Here is a 14824-nt window from a genome sequence, read left to right on the forward strand (position 1 = left end):
CAAAGGTGTGGATAACCGCGCGCAGCCCTTGGCAGCCAAGGCTGTCAAGATGCCTGGTGAAAAATTGACCATGCTTTTTTGTAGCGTCGAGCCATGCTCGACCGCCTTTGGCAAAAAGCATGTCGACCAAGGTCGACACCCACCAGAGCGGGGCGGAATGAAATCCGGTAGCGCCGGGCATGCCTGGCGAGCCTCAGATCGTCAGCCTCAGCTCACCGCCGCTTGTTGTGAATTCGCGGCCATTGCGCACCAGCTGGCGCCCGTCATCCAGCTCATAGCGTGGCGTAGCTTCGGAGTGGTGCCCGCTGCCACTCGCTTCGGGCTTGAACTCGATGATGATGTGGCTTTCGCCGTTGCTGTCGACGGCGGGGAACTGACGGAACGACATCGTGCACCTCCTTCAGCGGATGCTGCTGTTGCGCGGCCAGCTTGGCCGCGCCGATGTTAGCCGGATGTCATCAATCGATGAACTGCAGGCGTGCCAGTTCAGCGTACAGTCCGTCTTCGGCCAGCAGCTGTGCATGCGTGCCCTCGGCGACGATGCGGCCCTGGTCCATCACCACGATGCGGTCGGCCTTGAGCACGGTGGCCAGGCGGTGGGCGATGACCAGCGTGGTGCGACCCGCCATCAACCGTTCCAATGCCTGCTGCACGCTGTGTTCGCTCTGTGCATCCAGCGCGCTGGTGGCTTCATCCAGCAGCAGGATCGGCGCATCCTTCAGCAGCGCGCGGGCAATCGCCACACGCTGCTGCTGGCCACCGGAAAGGCGGGCACCGCGCTCACCCAGCTCGCTGTCATAGCCCTGCGGCAACGCGCGCAGGAAAGCATCGGCCTCGGCGGCACGCGCGGCATCCTCGACTTCCGCGTCGCTGGCCTGCAGGCGGCCATAGCGGATGTTGTCGCGTGCACTGGCCGCGAACAGCGTCGGCTGCTGCGGCACCAGCGCCAGCTGCGCGCGCAGCTCGGCCGGGTCGACCTGGCGCACGTCGATGCCGTCCACGTCGATGTGGCCGCTGGCTGGGTCATGGAAGCGCAGCAGCATCGAAAGCACCGTGCTCTTGCCCGCACCTGACGGACCCACCAGCGCTACGGTCTCGCCGGGGCGCACATGCAGGTTGAAGTGGTCCAGTGCGGCCTGGTCTGGTCGCTGCGGGTAGTGGAACACCACGTCGTCGAATCGTATCTCGCCACGCAGCGGTTGCGGCAACGCGTGCGGCTGGGCCGGCGCGCGGATCTCGATGTCTTCCTGCAGCAGCTCGCCGATGCGGCCCATGCCGCCGGCGGCGCGCTGCAGCTCATTCCATACTTCGGCCAGCGCGCCCACCGAACCGCCGCCGATCAATGCATACAGCACGAACTGACCCAGCGTGCCGGCGCTGAGGCGGCCGTCGATGACGTCGTGCGCGCCCAGCCACAACACGCCGACGATGGCGCCGAACACCAGCAGGATGGCGCTGGCGGTGACCAGCGACTGCGCGCCGATGCGGCGCCGAGCGGCACCGATGGCATCACCGAGTGCCTTGTCAAAGCGTCCGCGTTCATAGGGTTCGCGCGCATGTGCCTGTACCGTGCGCACCGCTCCCAGCGTCTCACTGGCCAGGCTGTTGGCGTCGGCGATGCGGTCCTGGCTGTTGCGTGCGACGGTGCGCAGCTTGCGTGCGCCGATGATGATGGGCAGCACCGCCAGTGGGATGCCAAGCAGCGACCACGCCGCCAGCCGGGGACTGGTCACAAACAGCATCGCCAGGCTGCCGATGACAGTGACCGTGCTGCGCAGAGCCACCGACATGGTCGAGCCGACCACGCTGCGCAGCAGTTCGGTGTCTGCGGTCAGGCGCGAAACCAGCTCTCCGCTGCGGCTGCGGTCGTGGAAGCCGGCGCCCAGCTGGATCAGGTGGGCATACAGCTGGCTGCGCAGGTCGGCCACGACTTTCTCGCCAAGCAGCGACACGAAGTAGAAGCGCGCGGCCGTGCCCAACGCCATCACTACCGCCACCAGCATCAGCAGGGCGAACGCACGGTTGATCTGGCCGCCGCTGCTGAAACCATGATCGATCATCTGCTTCACCGCCGGAGGCAGGCTCAGCGTGGCGGCCGAAGACACCGCCAGGGCCAGCAGCCAGGCGGTGAACAGCCCGCTGTGGCGGCGTACGAATGGCCACAGCGTGCGCAGGCTGCCGAGGCGCCGCAGCGGCGGGGTCGAAGCGGGGGCGTCGTCCTTGTCAGTCATCCTGGTCGTCTTCTATGCGGATACGGTCACGGGTGGCGTCGCGCAGGCGGATTTTCAATGCGTCGACCTGATCGGCAGGCAGTTCGATCCGCAGGCACACACCGTTGGCATCGAACTGTTCATCGCGCTTTTCCGCGCTGAAGGCGGGCAGGGTGGCGTGCAGGGTGCCGAGGTCCTCAAAGCCAGCCAGCAGCTGCAACCGGGCCAGCGCCACCAGCGGCAGGCGCGGGGCGGTGCGCAGGCACTCGGCGGCGGCGCCACCGTAGGCGCGTACCAGGCCACCGGCGCCGAGTTTGATGCCGCCGAACCAGCGCGTCACCACCACCATCACCCGGTCGAAGCCCTGCCCGTCGATCGCCGCAAGGATCGGACGTCCAGCCGTGCCGGCCGGCTCGCCATCGTCGCTGGAACGATAGTCCTGGCCGTGCCGGTAGGCCCAGCAGTTGTGGGTGGCATCGGTCACCGCGACCTGCTGCAGGAACGCCATGGCCGCTGCGGCGCCGTCGATGGGCGCGGCCTGGGTGATGAAACGGCTGTGTTTGACTTCCAGCGTGTGGCTGACCGGCTGGGCGAGGGTATTCAGCATTCCCGTCATTCTACGGGGTTGCCGGGTGTTCCCGTCCGCTTCAATCGTCCAGCAGCGGCCGCAGGTCGCGCGGCAGGCGCGCTTCCGGGTACTGCTGCATGTAGCGCTCCAGGCTGGCACGGGCCAGATCGCGCTGGCCGTCGTCGCGTCGTGTGCGGATTTTCTGCAGCCACTGCCGGCGCGGCAGTCGTGCGTCGGCGTCCACTTCGGCCTGCACGGCATCCGCGCTCAGGCGCGCATCGCTGCCGCGGCGCATGATGCCCGGTGCGGAACGGCTGGGAGCCTCACGCTTCATCGAGGTGATCTCCACCCGATCCAGCGCCTGCGCCCGCTCGACCTCTGCTGCATTGGCGGCCGGTGCGCTGGCCGCGCGTGCTTTCAGTGCCCCGGACGCTGCCGGCGCGAGGGCCGGTGCCGGTGTGGGTGCCGAGTAGGCGGCGGGTGCCGGTGGCGCAGGTGGCGCAGGCGGCGCCGCTGCCGGTGCGGGCGGGAGGGCCGCAAAGGAGACATCGGCGGCCGCATCCGCAGCCATCGATCGTGCTGCCTGGGCCGACGCTTCATCGGGTTCGGCCGGAACGGGCTTGGACGCCCGCGCGATGGCCGGTGCCGGGGCGGCGGCAACGGGGGCCGCCTCGGGTGCTGCGGGCGCAGTAGCAGGATCCGCTGCCACCAACGCGCTGTCGGCTGCGCGGTTGCCAGCGGCCTGATCGGCAGCCGCGCTGTCTTCTGCCGCAGCCGGTGCCGCAGCCACGGCCGCCTCACCGGCCGGAATCGGCGGCGGTTCCGGACGCAGCTGCCAGGCGATGCCGATGGCGAACACCATCGAGGCGGCGATGCCGAACACGGCCGGCCAACGCGGGCGTGTGCGCTGCGTGCGCGGCGCCTCCGGAGAGGCCACTGCATCGGCAGGCGGAGCATCCACGGCGGCACGGGCCGCGGCCAGAATGGCGGTGTCCAGTTCAGCCGGCGGTGCCTGTTCGGCGCGACGGCCGAGCAGCCGGGACAGCTCGCGTTCTTCCGGCGTCAGTGGTTCGTCTCGGTTCATGCGTTCAATCCCGCACGCAGCTTGTCCATCGCATAGCGCAGCCGCGATTTCACGGTTTCCCGGCCTACGCCGGTGATCTGGCCGATCTCCTCCAGGCTCAGTTCCTGATCCAGCCGCAGCTGCAGCACTTCGCGCTGCTCCGGCGGCAGTTGTTCCATCGCCAGCTGGATGCGGCGACGTTGCTCGAATTCGGATAGCTCGCCCTCCGGGGTCTGCCCATCCTCGATCGCGGCCAGGCGCAGATCGGCGTCGGCCGGCGCGGCGGGGCGATGACGGGCGGCACGCCAATGGTCATTCAGGCGGTTGTGGGCGATGCGGAACAGCCAGGTGCTGAACGCGGCCTCGGGCTGCCAGCCGGCGCGGGCGCTGATCACCCGCTGCCAGACGTCCTGGAAGATCTCCTCGGCCAGCGCGTTGTCGCGCAGTTGCCGCAGCAGGAAGCCGAACAGGCGCTTGCGGTGGCGCGCATACAGGCTTTCGAAGGCGCGCAGGTCGCCACCGGCCCAGGCCAGCATCAAGGCTTCATCGGTTGGCAGTGCGCTGGCTTCCACGGCGTACAGGGTAAGGCCTGCGGGCGATGGCGCATAGCCGGTGGCGGGGGCGGACAGGGCGAGGGTCATGGCTCTGATGGGGCTACGGACAGCAGGAAAAACGTACGGGTGCACGATTCGGGGTTTACGGGCTTCCATTGCCCCCCGGGTGGCGCGCTATGCTCGGCGGCTCAGGGGAGGCGACGCACAGACGGCGCCAAGAGATTGTCATTTGTCCACGCATGCTGAACCGGCGGAAGAGTCACCACACGAGGCCGTGCTGAGCACGGCGCTGGTGCGCGCGTTGCATGCGCTTTTGCCGGAAACGGCCGTGGTTCGCGTTGGCTGGGACGACCCGCAGCTCGGTCGTGGCCAGGGCGGCTGGCCGTCGCCAGCAGTTGCCGGCCAGGTGGCCGCGGAGCCGGGAATCGGCGAGGGTCAGCATGGCTGGGAATACGACGGTGCGCGGTTGCTGTTGTCGGTAGCCGGGGCGGCGCCTTCGCCTGCATGGTGGGGGGTTGCCCGGCAGGCAATGGAACTGGCGCTGCAGCGCGGCCGCCAAGCCGGCCAGATCAAGGCACTGGAAGAGGCCGAGCGGCTGCAGCAGGCCCTGTTCCAGATTGCCGATCTGGCCGGTGCCGATCTGGAAATGCCCGAGATGCTGCGCCACGTGCATGGCGTGCTCGGCACGCTGATGTATGCCGAGAACTGCTACATCGTGGAATACGACGATGTGCGCGACCAGATCCGGTTCCTGTACTTTGCCGATCAGGTCGATGACTTCGTCGCCGATCCCACGCAGAGCCATGACGCCAGCGAGATGCCGCGCAGCCTGACCGTGGCGCTGCTGCGCCATGGCAAGCCGCTCAGTGGCCCTTCGCGCAAACTGCTGGCGCAGGTGATGGAACAGGAGCATGACCCGCAGCGCGGTCCCGAAAGCCTGGACTGGCTGGGCGTGCCGATGCTGCGCGACGGCCGCGTCTGCGGGGCCATCGTGGTTCAGAGCTATGAACAGGCCGCCCGCTACGGCGAGGCCGAGCGCGCACTGCTGGGCTTCGTCGCCCAGCACGTGCAGACCGCGATGGATCGGCGCCAGGCGCAGGTCCGGTTGGAACAGCAGGTGGCGCGGCGCACCCAGGAACTGCAGCGGGCCAACCACAGCCTGCAGGACGAGGTAGCCGAGCGTCGTCGTGCCGAACAGCTGCAGACCGCCCTGTACAACATCGCCGAAATGGCGATGTCGGCCGACAGCCTGGCTCAGTTCTACGGGCAGGTGCACGGCGTGGTCGGGCGCCTGCTCGACGCGCGCAATTTCTACATCGCCCTGGTCAACCCGGCCGGCAACGGCCTGGATTTCGTGTATTCGGTGGACGAGCACAATGCCAGCCGCGCGCCACGGCCCTTCAGCCGGGGCCTGACCGAATACGTGGTGCGCAACCGGCGCCCGCTGCTGGCCTCGCGCGCGCAGATCGATGCGCTGCTGGCCAGTGGCGAGGTGCGTGAATCCGGTGCACGTTCGCACTGCTGGCTGGGCGTGCCGCTGCTGCGCGACGACGAAGTGGTCGGCGCGATCGTGGTGCAGAGCTACAGCGAAAACAGCACGTTCAGCGTTCACGACCAGCGCCTGCTGACCTTCGTCGCCCAGAACATCGGTACCGGCCTGGCCCGTCAACGCGACCAGCAGCGGCTGCGTTCGGCGCATGCCGAACTGGAAAAGCGCGTGGAAGAACGTACCCGCGAGCTGGCCGAGGTCAACGAAAAGCTGCTCGGGCAGATCGGCGAGCGGCTGCGGGCCGAGCAGCGGCTCACCCATCAGGCCATGCACGATGCGCTGACCGGCCTGCCCAATCGCCTGCACCTGCTGGATCGACTGCAGGATGCGCTGGTGCTGGCCAGGCGTGAGGGTGGCCCGGTGTTCGCCGTACTGTTCCTCGATCTGGATCGCTTCAAGCTGGTCAACGACAGCATCGGGCATGCCGCCGGCGATCGCATGCTGGAGGAAGTGGCCAAGCGCATCGTATCGATGGCCGGCGCCGACGACGTGGTGGCACGGCTGGGCGGTGATGAATTCGCGGTGCTGCTGCAATGCCCGCAAGGTCTGGCCCAGGCACTGGATTTCGGCCAGCGGCTGCTGCTGGCGTTGCAGGAATCGATGTGGATCGCCGGGCGCGAACTGTTTCCGTCCGGCAGCCTGGGCATTGCCCTGTGGAATCCGCGCTACCGCACCGGAGAAGAGCTGCTGCGCGATGCGGATGCGGCCATGTACCGGGCCAAGGCGCAGGGCCATGACCGCTGTGCGATTTTCGACGAGGACATGCGCGAAGAAGCCATGCGCAGCCTGGACCTGGAAGCCGACCTGCGCCGTGCGATCAACAACCGCGATTTCGTACCGTTCTACCAGCCGATCGTGCGCTTGTCCGACGGTGAAGTGGTCGGCCACGAGGCGCTGCTGCGCTGGCAGCATGAGCGCCGTGGCCTGCTGCTGCCCGGCGCGTTCCTGGAGCTGGGCGAGGAAAGCGGCCTGATCGAGCAGGTCGACTGGCTGATCTACGAACAGGTGATCATTGGCCTCGCCGAAGGCGGGCACAGCTATGTATCGGTCAACGTATCACCGCGGCATTTCCGCTCTGCAGAGTTCAGCGGCCGCCTGTTCGGCCTGCTGGACGCATACGGGGCCGATCCGCAGCGGCTGCGGCTGGAAATAACCGAGGTGGCGCTGCTGGATGATGCCCCGCACACCCTGCGCATCCTGCAGGGGCTGCGCGAGCGCGGCATCCAGGTGCAGCTGGACGATTTCGGTACGGGCTTCTCCGCGCTGTCCTACCTGCACCGTTTCCCGATCAGCACGTTGAAGATCGACCAGAGTTTCATCGCTGGCCTGCATGGGCCGGAAGTGCAGAGCACGCGCGCGCTGGTCGAGGGCGTGCTGTCGCTGGCGCGCACGCTGGGCATCGAAACCATCGGCGAAGGAATCGAGACCGAGGCGCAGCGGCAGACCCTGCGCGAACTGGGTTGCGACTACGGCCAGGGCTACCTGTTGGGGCGGCCCGCCCCGTGGTCGCACGCGGCGGCCTGAGCCCACCGCGTGCGGCTGCATCAACGCAGGGCAGCGCGACGCTTCTCGTCGATCCACTTCGAGGCCTGGGCCGGCTGGTAGTTCTGCATCCACTCCAGCATCGCTTCGATGTCCGAGCCGTACCACAGGTCCTGGCGCTGGTCCGGGTGCAGGAAGCGCTCTTCCACCATGCGATCGATCATGCCGATCAGCGGGGCGTAGAAACCTTCCACATCGAGGAAGGCGCACGGCTTGTTGCCGATGCCCAGCTGGCGCCAGGTCAGCATTTCAAAGATCTCTTCCATGGTGCCGAAGCCGCCGGGCAGGGCGACGAAGCCGTCAGCAAGATCGAACATGCGCGACTTGCGCTCATGCATCGAACCGACGATCTCCAGTTCGGTCAGGCCGCGGTGGGCCACTTCCCAGTCGGCCAGCTGGCGCGGGATCACGCCGGTCACCTCGCCGCCAGCGGCGAGCACGGCATTGGCCACGGTTCCCATCAGGCCGACGTTGCCGCCGCCATACACCAGGCGCAGGCCGTCGCGGGCAATGCGGTCGCCCAGGGCAATGGCGCGTTCGGTGTAGGCCGGCTTGCTGCCAGCGTTGGAACCACAGTACACACAGATCGATTTCATGGATCTTCCTGTCTCTTGGCCGGAAACGAAAACGCCCCGTCGCCAACCGCAGGGCGGTCGGGGACGGGGTGTCCTTGGATTATGAGCCCTTCTGTAGAGCCGAGCCATGCTCGGCTGCTCTTCGTTCAGATCGCGGCAAAGGCCGAGTCGAGCATGGCTCGACTCTACAAACGCCAAGCAGGCTTACGCGGCAGCGGCCTGTTCGCGGCGCGGGCCTTCACGCAGGGCACGGCCGACCATCCCCACCAGCAGGTCCAGCTCCTCGCTGTCCATGCCGAAGTGCGGGGTGAAGCGCAGCGAGTTCTCGCCACCGTGGATCACGTTGATGCCGTGCTGGCGCAGCCATTCTTCGGTGGAATTGGCGCCGTAGCACTTGAACTGCGGCGCCAGCTCGCAGGAGAACAGCAGGCCGGTACCCTGCACCTTGGTGATCAGGCCGCCCAGCTCGTTCTTCAGCTGCTCCAGCTTGCGTACGGCTTCGGCGCCACGTTCGGCGATGTTGGCGCGCACCTGTGGGGTCAGCTGGGCCAGCGTGGCGCAGGCCACGTCCAGCGCACGCGGGTTGCTGGTCATGGTGTTGCCGTAGATGCCCTTGCGGTACAGCTGCGCGGCATGCTCGGTCACCGCCAGCACCGACAGCGGGTACTGCGCGGCGTTCAGCGCCTTCGAATAGGTTTCCATGTCCGGCGGGTCCAGGCCTTCGAAGCCCGGGTAATCGACCACCGAGAGCACGCCATGCGCGCGCAGGCCGGCCTGGATCGAGTCGAGCAGCAGCAGGCTGCCATGCGCACGGGTCAGTTCGCGGGCCACGGCGTAGAACGACGGCGGCACCGAGCGGCCCGGGTCGCCTTCGCCCATCACCGGCTCCAGGAACACCGCCTCGATGAACCACTGGTTGCGTGCGGCGTCCTCGAACACCTTGCGCAGGCCGGCCTCATCGTACGGCGCCACGGTGATCACCGAATCCTCGCCACGGTAGCTGGCCAAGTGCTGCATGTAGCTCTTGCGGCTGGAATCGGAATACAGGGCAGGGCGGTCGGTACGGCCATGGAAGCTGCCCTTGACCACCACGCGCTTGATCGCAGCGCCAGCGTGGCGCGCACCCGGGTCGGTCTGCAGCTTGGCGTTGACGTCGGCGATGCGCGCGGCCAGGCCGACCGCTTCGGAGCCGGAATTCAGGCACATGAAACGGGCGAATGGGCAGCCGCCACGGCGATGGCCGATCTCGGCGCGCAGGGCGGTGATGAAGCGCTGCTGCGACAGGCTGGGGGTCATGATGTTGGCCATCACCTGCGGGCGGGCCATTGCCTCCAACACGGCGTCCGGGGTGTGCCCGAAGCCGAGCATGCCGTAGCCGCCAGCGTCGTACAGCACGGCGCCCTTCAGGGTGACCACCCACGGGCCGCGCGCAGCCAGTGCCACGTACGGGGTCACCGCGTCATCGGCGTAGAAGTTGACGAAACCATCCTGCATCGCGTCGATCTGCGCCTGTTCGTCCTGCGCCAGCAGCGGCCCCAGGTCGGCCTGCACGCGCGCGAATTCCTCGGCGGCGGCGTCCACCGCGGCGATCAGCTGCGGGTGGTTGGCGGACAGGGCGGTCAGCGTGGCGTCGTCCAGGCCGGAGGTGAGGCGGGTGCCGGGCTGGGCGCGCAGGGGGGCGAGGCGTTCGATGAAGCTCATTGCAGATCTCCTGAAACGATGGGTCGCACGGGCCTTCAAATGCAAAACGCGCGTCATCACGCGCGCTTGGGGGCAGGCTCGTGCAGCGGACTTCCAACTCGATGCTAGCACTTGTTTTTTTGCGCGATAACCCCGCAGAAACCTGCTGCATAGCAGCATTTTGCGCGACGTTCGCCGCGAAGCGAGCCGGCTCGCAGACGCTGGACGTACAATGCGCGCCATTGTCGACCTGTTGCCGCCCACTGCCTTGAAGAAGTCCGATTTCCACTACGACCTGCCGGCTGAACTGATCGCGCAGGCTCCCTTGGCCGAACGTTCCGCCAGCCGCCTGATGCTGGTGCCGGCCGCACCTGCGCCCTTCACCGATCTGCAGGTGCGCGACCTGCCGTCGCTGCTGCAGCCGGGCGACCTGCTGGTGTTCAACGACACCCGCGTGATCCCGGCGCGCCTGTTCGGGCAGAAGGCCAGCGGCGGCCGCGTGGAGATCCTGATCGAGCGCCTGCTCGGTGGCCAGCAGGCCCGTGCCCAGGTCGGCGCCAGCAAGTCGCCGAAGGCCGGCAGCCGCATTGCGCTGGATGCCGGTGGGGAGGCCGAGGTGCTGGGTCGCGACGGCGAGTTCTACGTGCTGCAGTTCCACGTGCCTGAGTCGCTGGAGCAGTGGCTGCTGCACGCTGGCCGCCTGCCGCTGCCGCCGTACATCCAGCGTGAGCCGGGCGTGGACGATCGCGAGCGCTACCAGACCGTGTTCGCGCGCGAAGTGGGCGCGGTGGCGGCACCGACCGCCGGCCTGCATTTCGACGAACCGCTGCTGGCCGCGCTGAAGGAGAAGGGCGTGGACTTCGGCCATGTCACCCTGCACGTCGGCGCGGGCACCTTCCAGCCGGTGCGCGCCGATGACCTGAAGGACCACGTGATGCACCGCGAGTGGCTGAACGTCGGCGCCGAACTGGTGCAGCAGGTGCGGCGCACGCGCGCCGCCGGCGGCCGGGTGATCGGCGTCGGCACCACCGTGGTACGCGCGCTGGAAAGCGCGATGCGCGATGGCGAGCTGCTGCCGTTTGCCGGTGAAACGCAGATCTTCATCACCCCGGGCTACCGCATCCGCAGCGTCGACGCGATGGTGACCAACTTCCACCTGCCGGAAAGCACGCTGCTGATGATGATCTCCGCGTTTGCCGGCAAAGAACGCGTGTTCGAGGCCTACCAGCATGCGATCGAGCAGCGCTACCGCTTCTTCAGCTACGGCGACGCGATGCTGCTGTTCCCGCAGGCGGGGTAGGGGGCTGACCTCTGCCTGATAGTGGTGGCTGCGCACCGTTGGTGCGCACTTGCAGGTGCCTGGAGACCAGGAAAGCCACGCAAGGCGTGGCTCTACTGCCCAGGTAGATCCACACCATGCGTGATGAATCCGGTAGCCCCGGCCATCCCGGGCAAACCGCTCCGCCGGGCATGGCCCGGCGCTACCGGAGCAGGGAGGGCGGTTTTGGGAGACAATGGGCAACTATTTGCCCGAATGACCGCTCCATGTCCCGATTGCAGTTCCAGCTCCAGACCCGCGACGGCCGTGCCCGCCGTGGCCGCCTGACCTTCCCGCGTGGCACGGTGGAAACGCCGGCCTTCATGCCGGTGGGGACCTATGGCTCGGTCAAGGGCATCCTGCCGGACCAGGTGCGGGCGCTGGGCGCCGAGATCATCCTCGGCAACACCTTCCACCTGTACCTGCGCCCGGGCCTGGACATCATCGCCGACCACGGCGGCCTGCACGGCTTCTGCCGCTGGGATGGCCCGATCCTGACCGATTCGGGTGGTTTCCAGGTGTTCTCGCTGGCCCACCGCCGCAAGATCACCGAGCAGGGCGTGACCTTCGCCTCGCCCACCGATGGTGCCCGCGTGTTCCTGGGCCCGGAAGAGAGCATGAAGATCCAGAAGGTGCTCGATTCGGACGTGGTGATGATCTTCGACGAGTGCACCCCTTATCCGGCCACCGAGGATGTGGCGCGCCGCTCGATGGAGCTGAGCCTGCGCTGGGCCCAGCGCAGCCGCAACGCGCATGACGAGCTGGGCAACGATGCGGCCCTGTTCGGCATCGTCCAAGGGGGCGTGCACACCGACCTGCGCAGCCGCTCGGCCGAGGCCCTGCAGGCGATCGGCTTCGACGGGTATGCCATCGGCGGCCTGGCCGTGGGCGAGCCGGAGCACGAGCGCAACGCCATGCTCGACCACCTGGACCCGGAGCTGCCGGGTGACCGACCGCGCTACCTGATGGGCGTGGGACGGCCGGAGGACCTGGTCGAGGGTGTCGCACGTGGCGTGGACATGTTCGACTGCGTGATGCCGACCCGCAATGCGCGCAACGGCCATTATTTCACCTCGTTCGGCACCGTCCGCATCCGTAATTCCCAGTACGCGCGCGACATGGACCCGATCGAGCCGGGCTGCGGCTGCGTGGCCTGCACCGGTGGCTATACCCGTTCCTACCTGCGCCACCTGGACCGCTGCAACGAGATGCTGGCGCCGATGCTGGGCACCCTGCACAACCTGTTCTATTACGAAAAGCTCATGGCCGACATCCGTGCGGCCATCGAGGCGGGAACCTTCCTGGCCTTCCGTGAGTCTTTCTACGCGGCACGCGGGGCGGTGGCCCCGCCCCTCTAACCCGGACGCCCCTGCCAAACGGTCCAAGGACGAACGCCCGGGGCCGTGGCATACTTCAAGGCTGACCCAGATCCGCGGTCGACACCCCCGCCCCTCAAGGGACGGGAGCGCCGCCCAACCAAAGGACCAACGATGAACCTGCTTGCTTTCCTGATTCCCGCCGCCCACGCCCAGGCCGCCGGCGGCCAACCGCAGGGCATGGGCCTGACCACGCTGCTGTTCCCGATCATCCTGATCGCCATCATGTACTTCCTGATGATCCGCCCGCAGATGAAGCGGCAGAAGGAGCACAAGGCCATGCTGGAGAAGATCAAGCGTGGCGATGAAGTGCTGACCAACGGCGGCATCGCCGGCATCGTCACCGACATCGGCGACAACTTCATCACCATTGAAGTGGCTGACAACGTGCGCATCCGCGTGCAGAAGGGCGCTGTCGGCAACGTGCTGCCGGCCGGTACCCTGAAGTCGGCCCAGTAAGCCACTCCCTTTCCGAAGCACAACCGCGGCGCCGGGGATGGCGCCGCGCGGGACCCAAGCAATGCTCGAATTTCCACGCTGGAAGTACGTCGTCATCCTGATCGTACTGGCGCTCAGCGCGCTGTACGCGCTGCCCAACATCTACCAGAAGGACCCGGCCATCCAGATCACCGCCAACCGTGGCGGGCAGATCGACGATGCGCTGCGCGACCGTGTGCTGGCCGACCTGAAAAAGGCCGGCATCGCCACCATCGGTGCCGAAAAGGAAGGGGAAAGCCTGATCGTCCGCCTGTCGGACCTGAAGTCGCAGTCCGCTGCCAGCGACGTCCTGCGTGACACCGTCGGCGAGAAGTACACCGTGGCGCTGAACCTGGCTTCGACCGTGCCGGACTGGCTGGCCAACCTCGGCGGTCGCCCGATGGTGCTGGGCCTGGACCTGCAGGGCGGCGTGCATTTCGTGCTGCAGGTCGACCAGAAGGCTGCCCTCGACAAGCGCCTGGATGCCTATACCGAAGACGTGCGCAGCACGCTGCGCGACGCCCGCATTCCGTACCAGTCGGTGGAACGCCGTGCCGACAACAGCATCGTGGCCAACCTGAGCCCGTCCGCCGGCGACGACGCCGCGCAGCGTGCGCGCGCCGCCCTGGTGAAGGCGCAGCCGACGCTGGGCTATGACGTCAGTGGCAACCGCATCACGGTCACCGTGCCGGAGACCGAGATCACCCAGATCGCCAATGGCGCCATCGAGCAGAACATCAACACCCTGCGCAACCGTGTGAACCAGTTGGGCGTGGCCGAACCGATCATCCAGCGGCAGGGTGCGGACCGCGTGGTCGTGCAGCTGCCGGGTGTGCAGGACACCGCCGAAGCCAAGCGCATGATCGGCGCCACCGCCACCCTGGAGTACCGCGCGGTGGTCGAGGGCAATGCGCAGGACGCCATCAATTCCGGCCGCATCCCGCCGGAGGCGAAGGTGTACCAGCGTCGTGACGGCCTGGGCCCGGTGCTGCTGAACAAGCGCGTGATCGTCACCGGTGACCAGATGGTCGGCGCGCAGGCGGTGACCGATCCGAACAGTGGCTCTCCGGCCGTCAGCGTGACGCTGAACAATGTCGGCGGCCAGCGCATGTTCGACTTCACCAGCGCCAACGTGAACAAGCCGATGGCGGTGGTTTACACCGAGCGCGTGCCGACCGTGACCGTCGTCGACGGCCAGGAAGTGCGTGGCTTCAAGGTCAACGAGGAAGTGATCTCGGTGGCCAACATCAATGGTGTGTTCGGCAAGAACTTCCAGACCACCGGCCTGCAGAAGAAGGAAGCCGAGGACCTGGCCAAGCTGCTGAAGTCGGGTTCGCTGGCTGCGCCGATGGACTTCGTCGAAGAGCGCGTGGTCGGCCCGAGCCTGGGCGCCGAGAACGTCAAGAACGGCATGCGCGCGGTCGTGTTCGCATTCCTGTTCACCCTGGTGTTCTTCAGCATCTACTACCGCATGTTCGGTGTGATCACGTCGGCGGCGATGCTGTTCAACCTGCTGATCGTGGTGGCGGTGATGTCGCTGTTCGGCGCGACCATGACCCTGCCGGGCTTCGCCGGCCTGGCGTTGTCGGTCGGCCTGTCGGTGGACGCCAACGTGCTGATCAACGAGCGTATCCGAGAAGAGCTGCGTGCCGGCGTGCCGGGCAAGACCGCGATCGTGACCGGTTACGAGCGTGCTTCGGGCACCATCCTCGACGCCAACCTGACCGGCCTGATCGTCGGTGTGGCGCTGTTTGCATTCGGTACCGGTCCGCTGAAGGGCTTCGCGCTGACCATGATCATCGGTATTTTCGCCTCCATGTTCACCGCGATCACCGTGTCGCGTGCGCTGGCGACGCTGATCTACGGCCGCCGCAAGAAGCTCCAGAACGTGGCCATCTGACGGGACGACACG

Annotated in this window: 12 protein-coding genes; 5 read left to right on the plus strand and 7 right to left on the minus strand. The window is 67.3% G+C overall.

Translation table 11 applies throughout. From position 1 onward, the window contains the following. Positions 1-193 precede the first annotated feature (193 nt). The 5 genes from AC5P7R_RS11690 to AC5P7R_RS11710 all read right to left on the minus strand — a co-directional run bounded on the left by AC5P7R_RS11690 (position 194) and on the right by AC5P7R_RS11710 (position 4377). A complete protein-coding gene (locus AC5P7R_RS11690) occupies positions 194-388 on the minus strand; it encodes a hypothetical protein (RefSeq protein ID WP_019661251.1) in 195 nt (64 codons plus the stop codon). 70 nt (positions 389-458) lie between these two features. Next, positions 459-2231 (minus strand): ABC transporter transmembrane domain-containing protein, encoded by a 1773-nt coding sequence (locus AC5P7R_RS11695; protein WP_021202639.1) that lies wholly within the window; start codon positions 2229-2231, stop codon positions 459-461. Then, positions 2224-2817 carry an IMPACT family protein gene (locus tag AC5P7R_RS11700; protein ID WP_053442855.1) on the minus strand — a complete coding sequence of 198 codons (594 nt, stop codon included), beginning with the start codon at positions 2815-2817 and terminating at the stop codon, positions 2224-2226. Before AC5P7R_RS11700 ends, AC5P7R_RS11695 begins: the two co-directional genes overlap by 8 nt. Before the next feature lie 40 nt (positions 2818-2857). After that, the gene (locus AC5P7R_RS11705; RefSeq protein ID WP_478436411.1) at positions 2858-3862 is read right to left on the minus strand and encodes a hypothetical protein; all 1005 of its coding nucleotides are present in this window, start codon (positions 3860-3862) and stop codon (positions 2858-2860) included. Beyond that, a complete protein-coding gene (locus AC5P7R_RS11710) occupies positions 3859-4377 on the minus strand; it encodes an RNA polymerase sigma factor (protein ID WP_229301621.1) in 519 nt (172 codons plus the stop codon). The genes AC5P7R_RS11705 and AC5P7R_RS11710 overlap by 4 nt, the downstream gene beginning before the upstream one ends. Before the next feature lie 247 nt (positions 4378-4624). Between AC5P7R_RS11710 and AC5P7R_RS11715 the strand changes: the two genes are divergently transcribed. Beyond that, positions 4625-7468, plus strand: a complete 2844-nt coding sequence (locus AC5P7R_RS11715; RefSeq protein WP_019661255.1) for a bifunctional diguanylate cyclase/phosphodiesterase — start codon at positions 4625-4627, stop codon at positions 7466-7468. A gap of 20 nt (positions 7469-7488) precedes the next feature. Here AC5P7R_RS11715 and AC5P7R_RS11720 read toward each other — a convergent pair whose 3' ends face one another. After that, positions 7489-8082, minus strand: a complete 594-nt coding sequence (locus tag AC5P7R_RS11720; RefSeq protein WP_019661256.1) for an LOG family protein — start codon at positions 8080-8082, stop codon at positions 7489-7491. 183 nt (positions 8083-8265) lie between these two features. Then, positions 8266-9762, minus strand: a complete 1497-nt coding sequence (locus AC5P7R_RS11725; RefSeq protein ID WP_019661257.1) for an aminotransferase class III-fold pyridoxal phosphate-dependent enzyme — start codon at positions 9760-9762, stop codon at positions 8266-8268. Positions 9763-9973: 211 nt separating this feature from the next. On the opposite strand from AC5P7R_RS11725, the gene queA reads away from it, so the two are divergent. The 4 genes from queA to secD all read left to right on the plus strand — a co-directional run bounded on the left by queA (position 9974) and on the right by secD (position 14812). Then, the gene (gene queA / locus AC5P7R_RS11730; RefSeq protein ID WP_227843907.1) at positions 9974-11041 is read left to right on the plus strand and encodes a tRNA preQ1(34) S-adenosylmethionine ribosyltransferase-isomerase QueA; all 1068 of its coding nucleotides are present in this window, start codon (positions 9974-9976) and stop codon (positions 11039-11041) included. A gap of 245 nt (positions 11042-11286) precedes the next feature. Next, a complete protein-coding gene (gene tgt / locus AC5P7R_RS11735) occupies positions 11287-12417 on the plus strand; it encodes a tRNA guanosine(34) transglycosylase Tgt (RefSeq protein WP_029379947.1) in 1131 nt (376 codons plus the stop codon). Positions 12418-12549: 132 nt separating this feature from the next. Further along, on the plus strand, positions 12550-12894 hold the full coding sequence (gene yajC, locus AC5P7R_RS11740) for a preprotein translocase subunit YajC (RefSeq protein ID WP_006434333.1): 345 nt from the start codon (positions 12550-12552) through the stop codon (positions 12892-12894). A gap of 61 nt (positions 12895-12955) precedes the next feature. Beyond that, positions 12956-14812 carry a protein translocase subunit SecD gene (secD, locus tag AC5P7R_RS11745; protein ID WP_058981764.1) on the plus strand — a complete coding sequence of 619 codons (1857 nt, stop codon included), beginning with the start codon at positions 12956-12958 and terminating at the stop codon, positions 14810-14812. The last annotated feature ends 12 nt before the right edge of the window (positions 14813-14824 follow it).

The organism is Stenotrophomonas sp. YJH_SMC_27 (genome assembly GCF_059369815.1).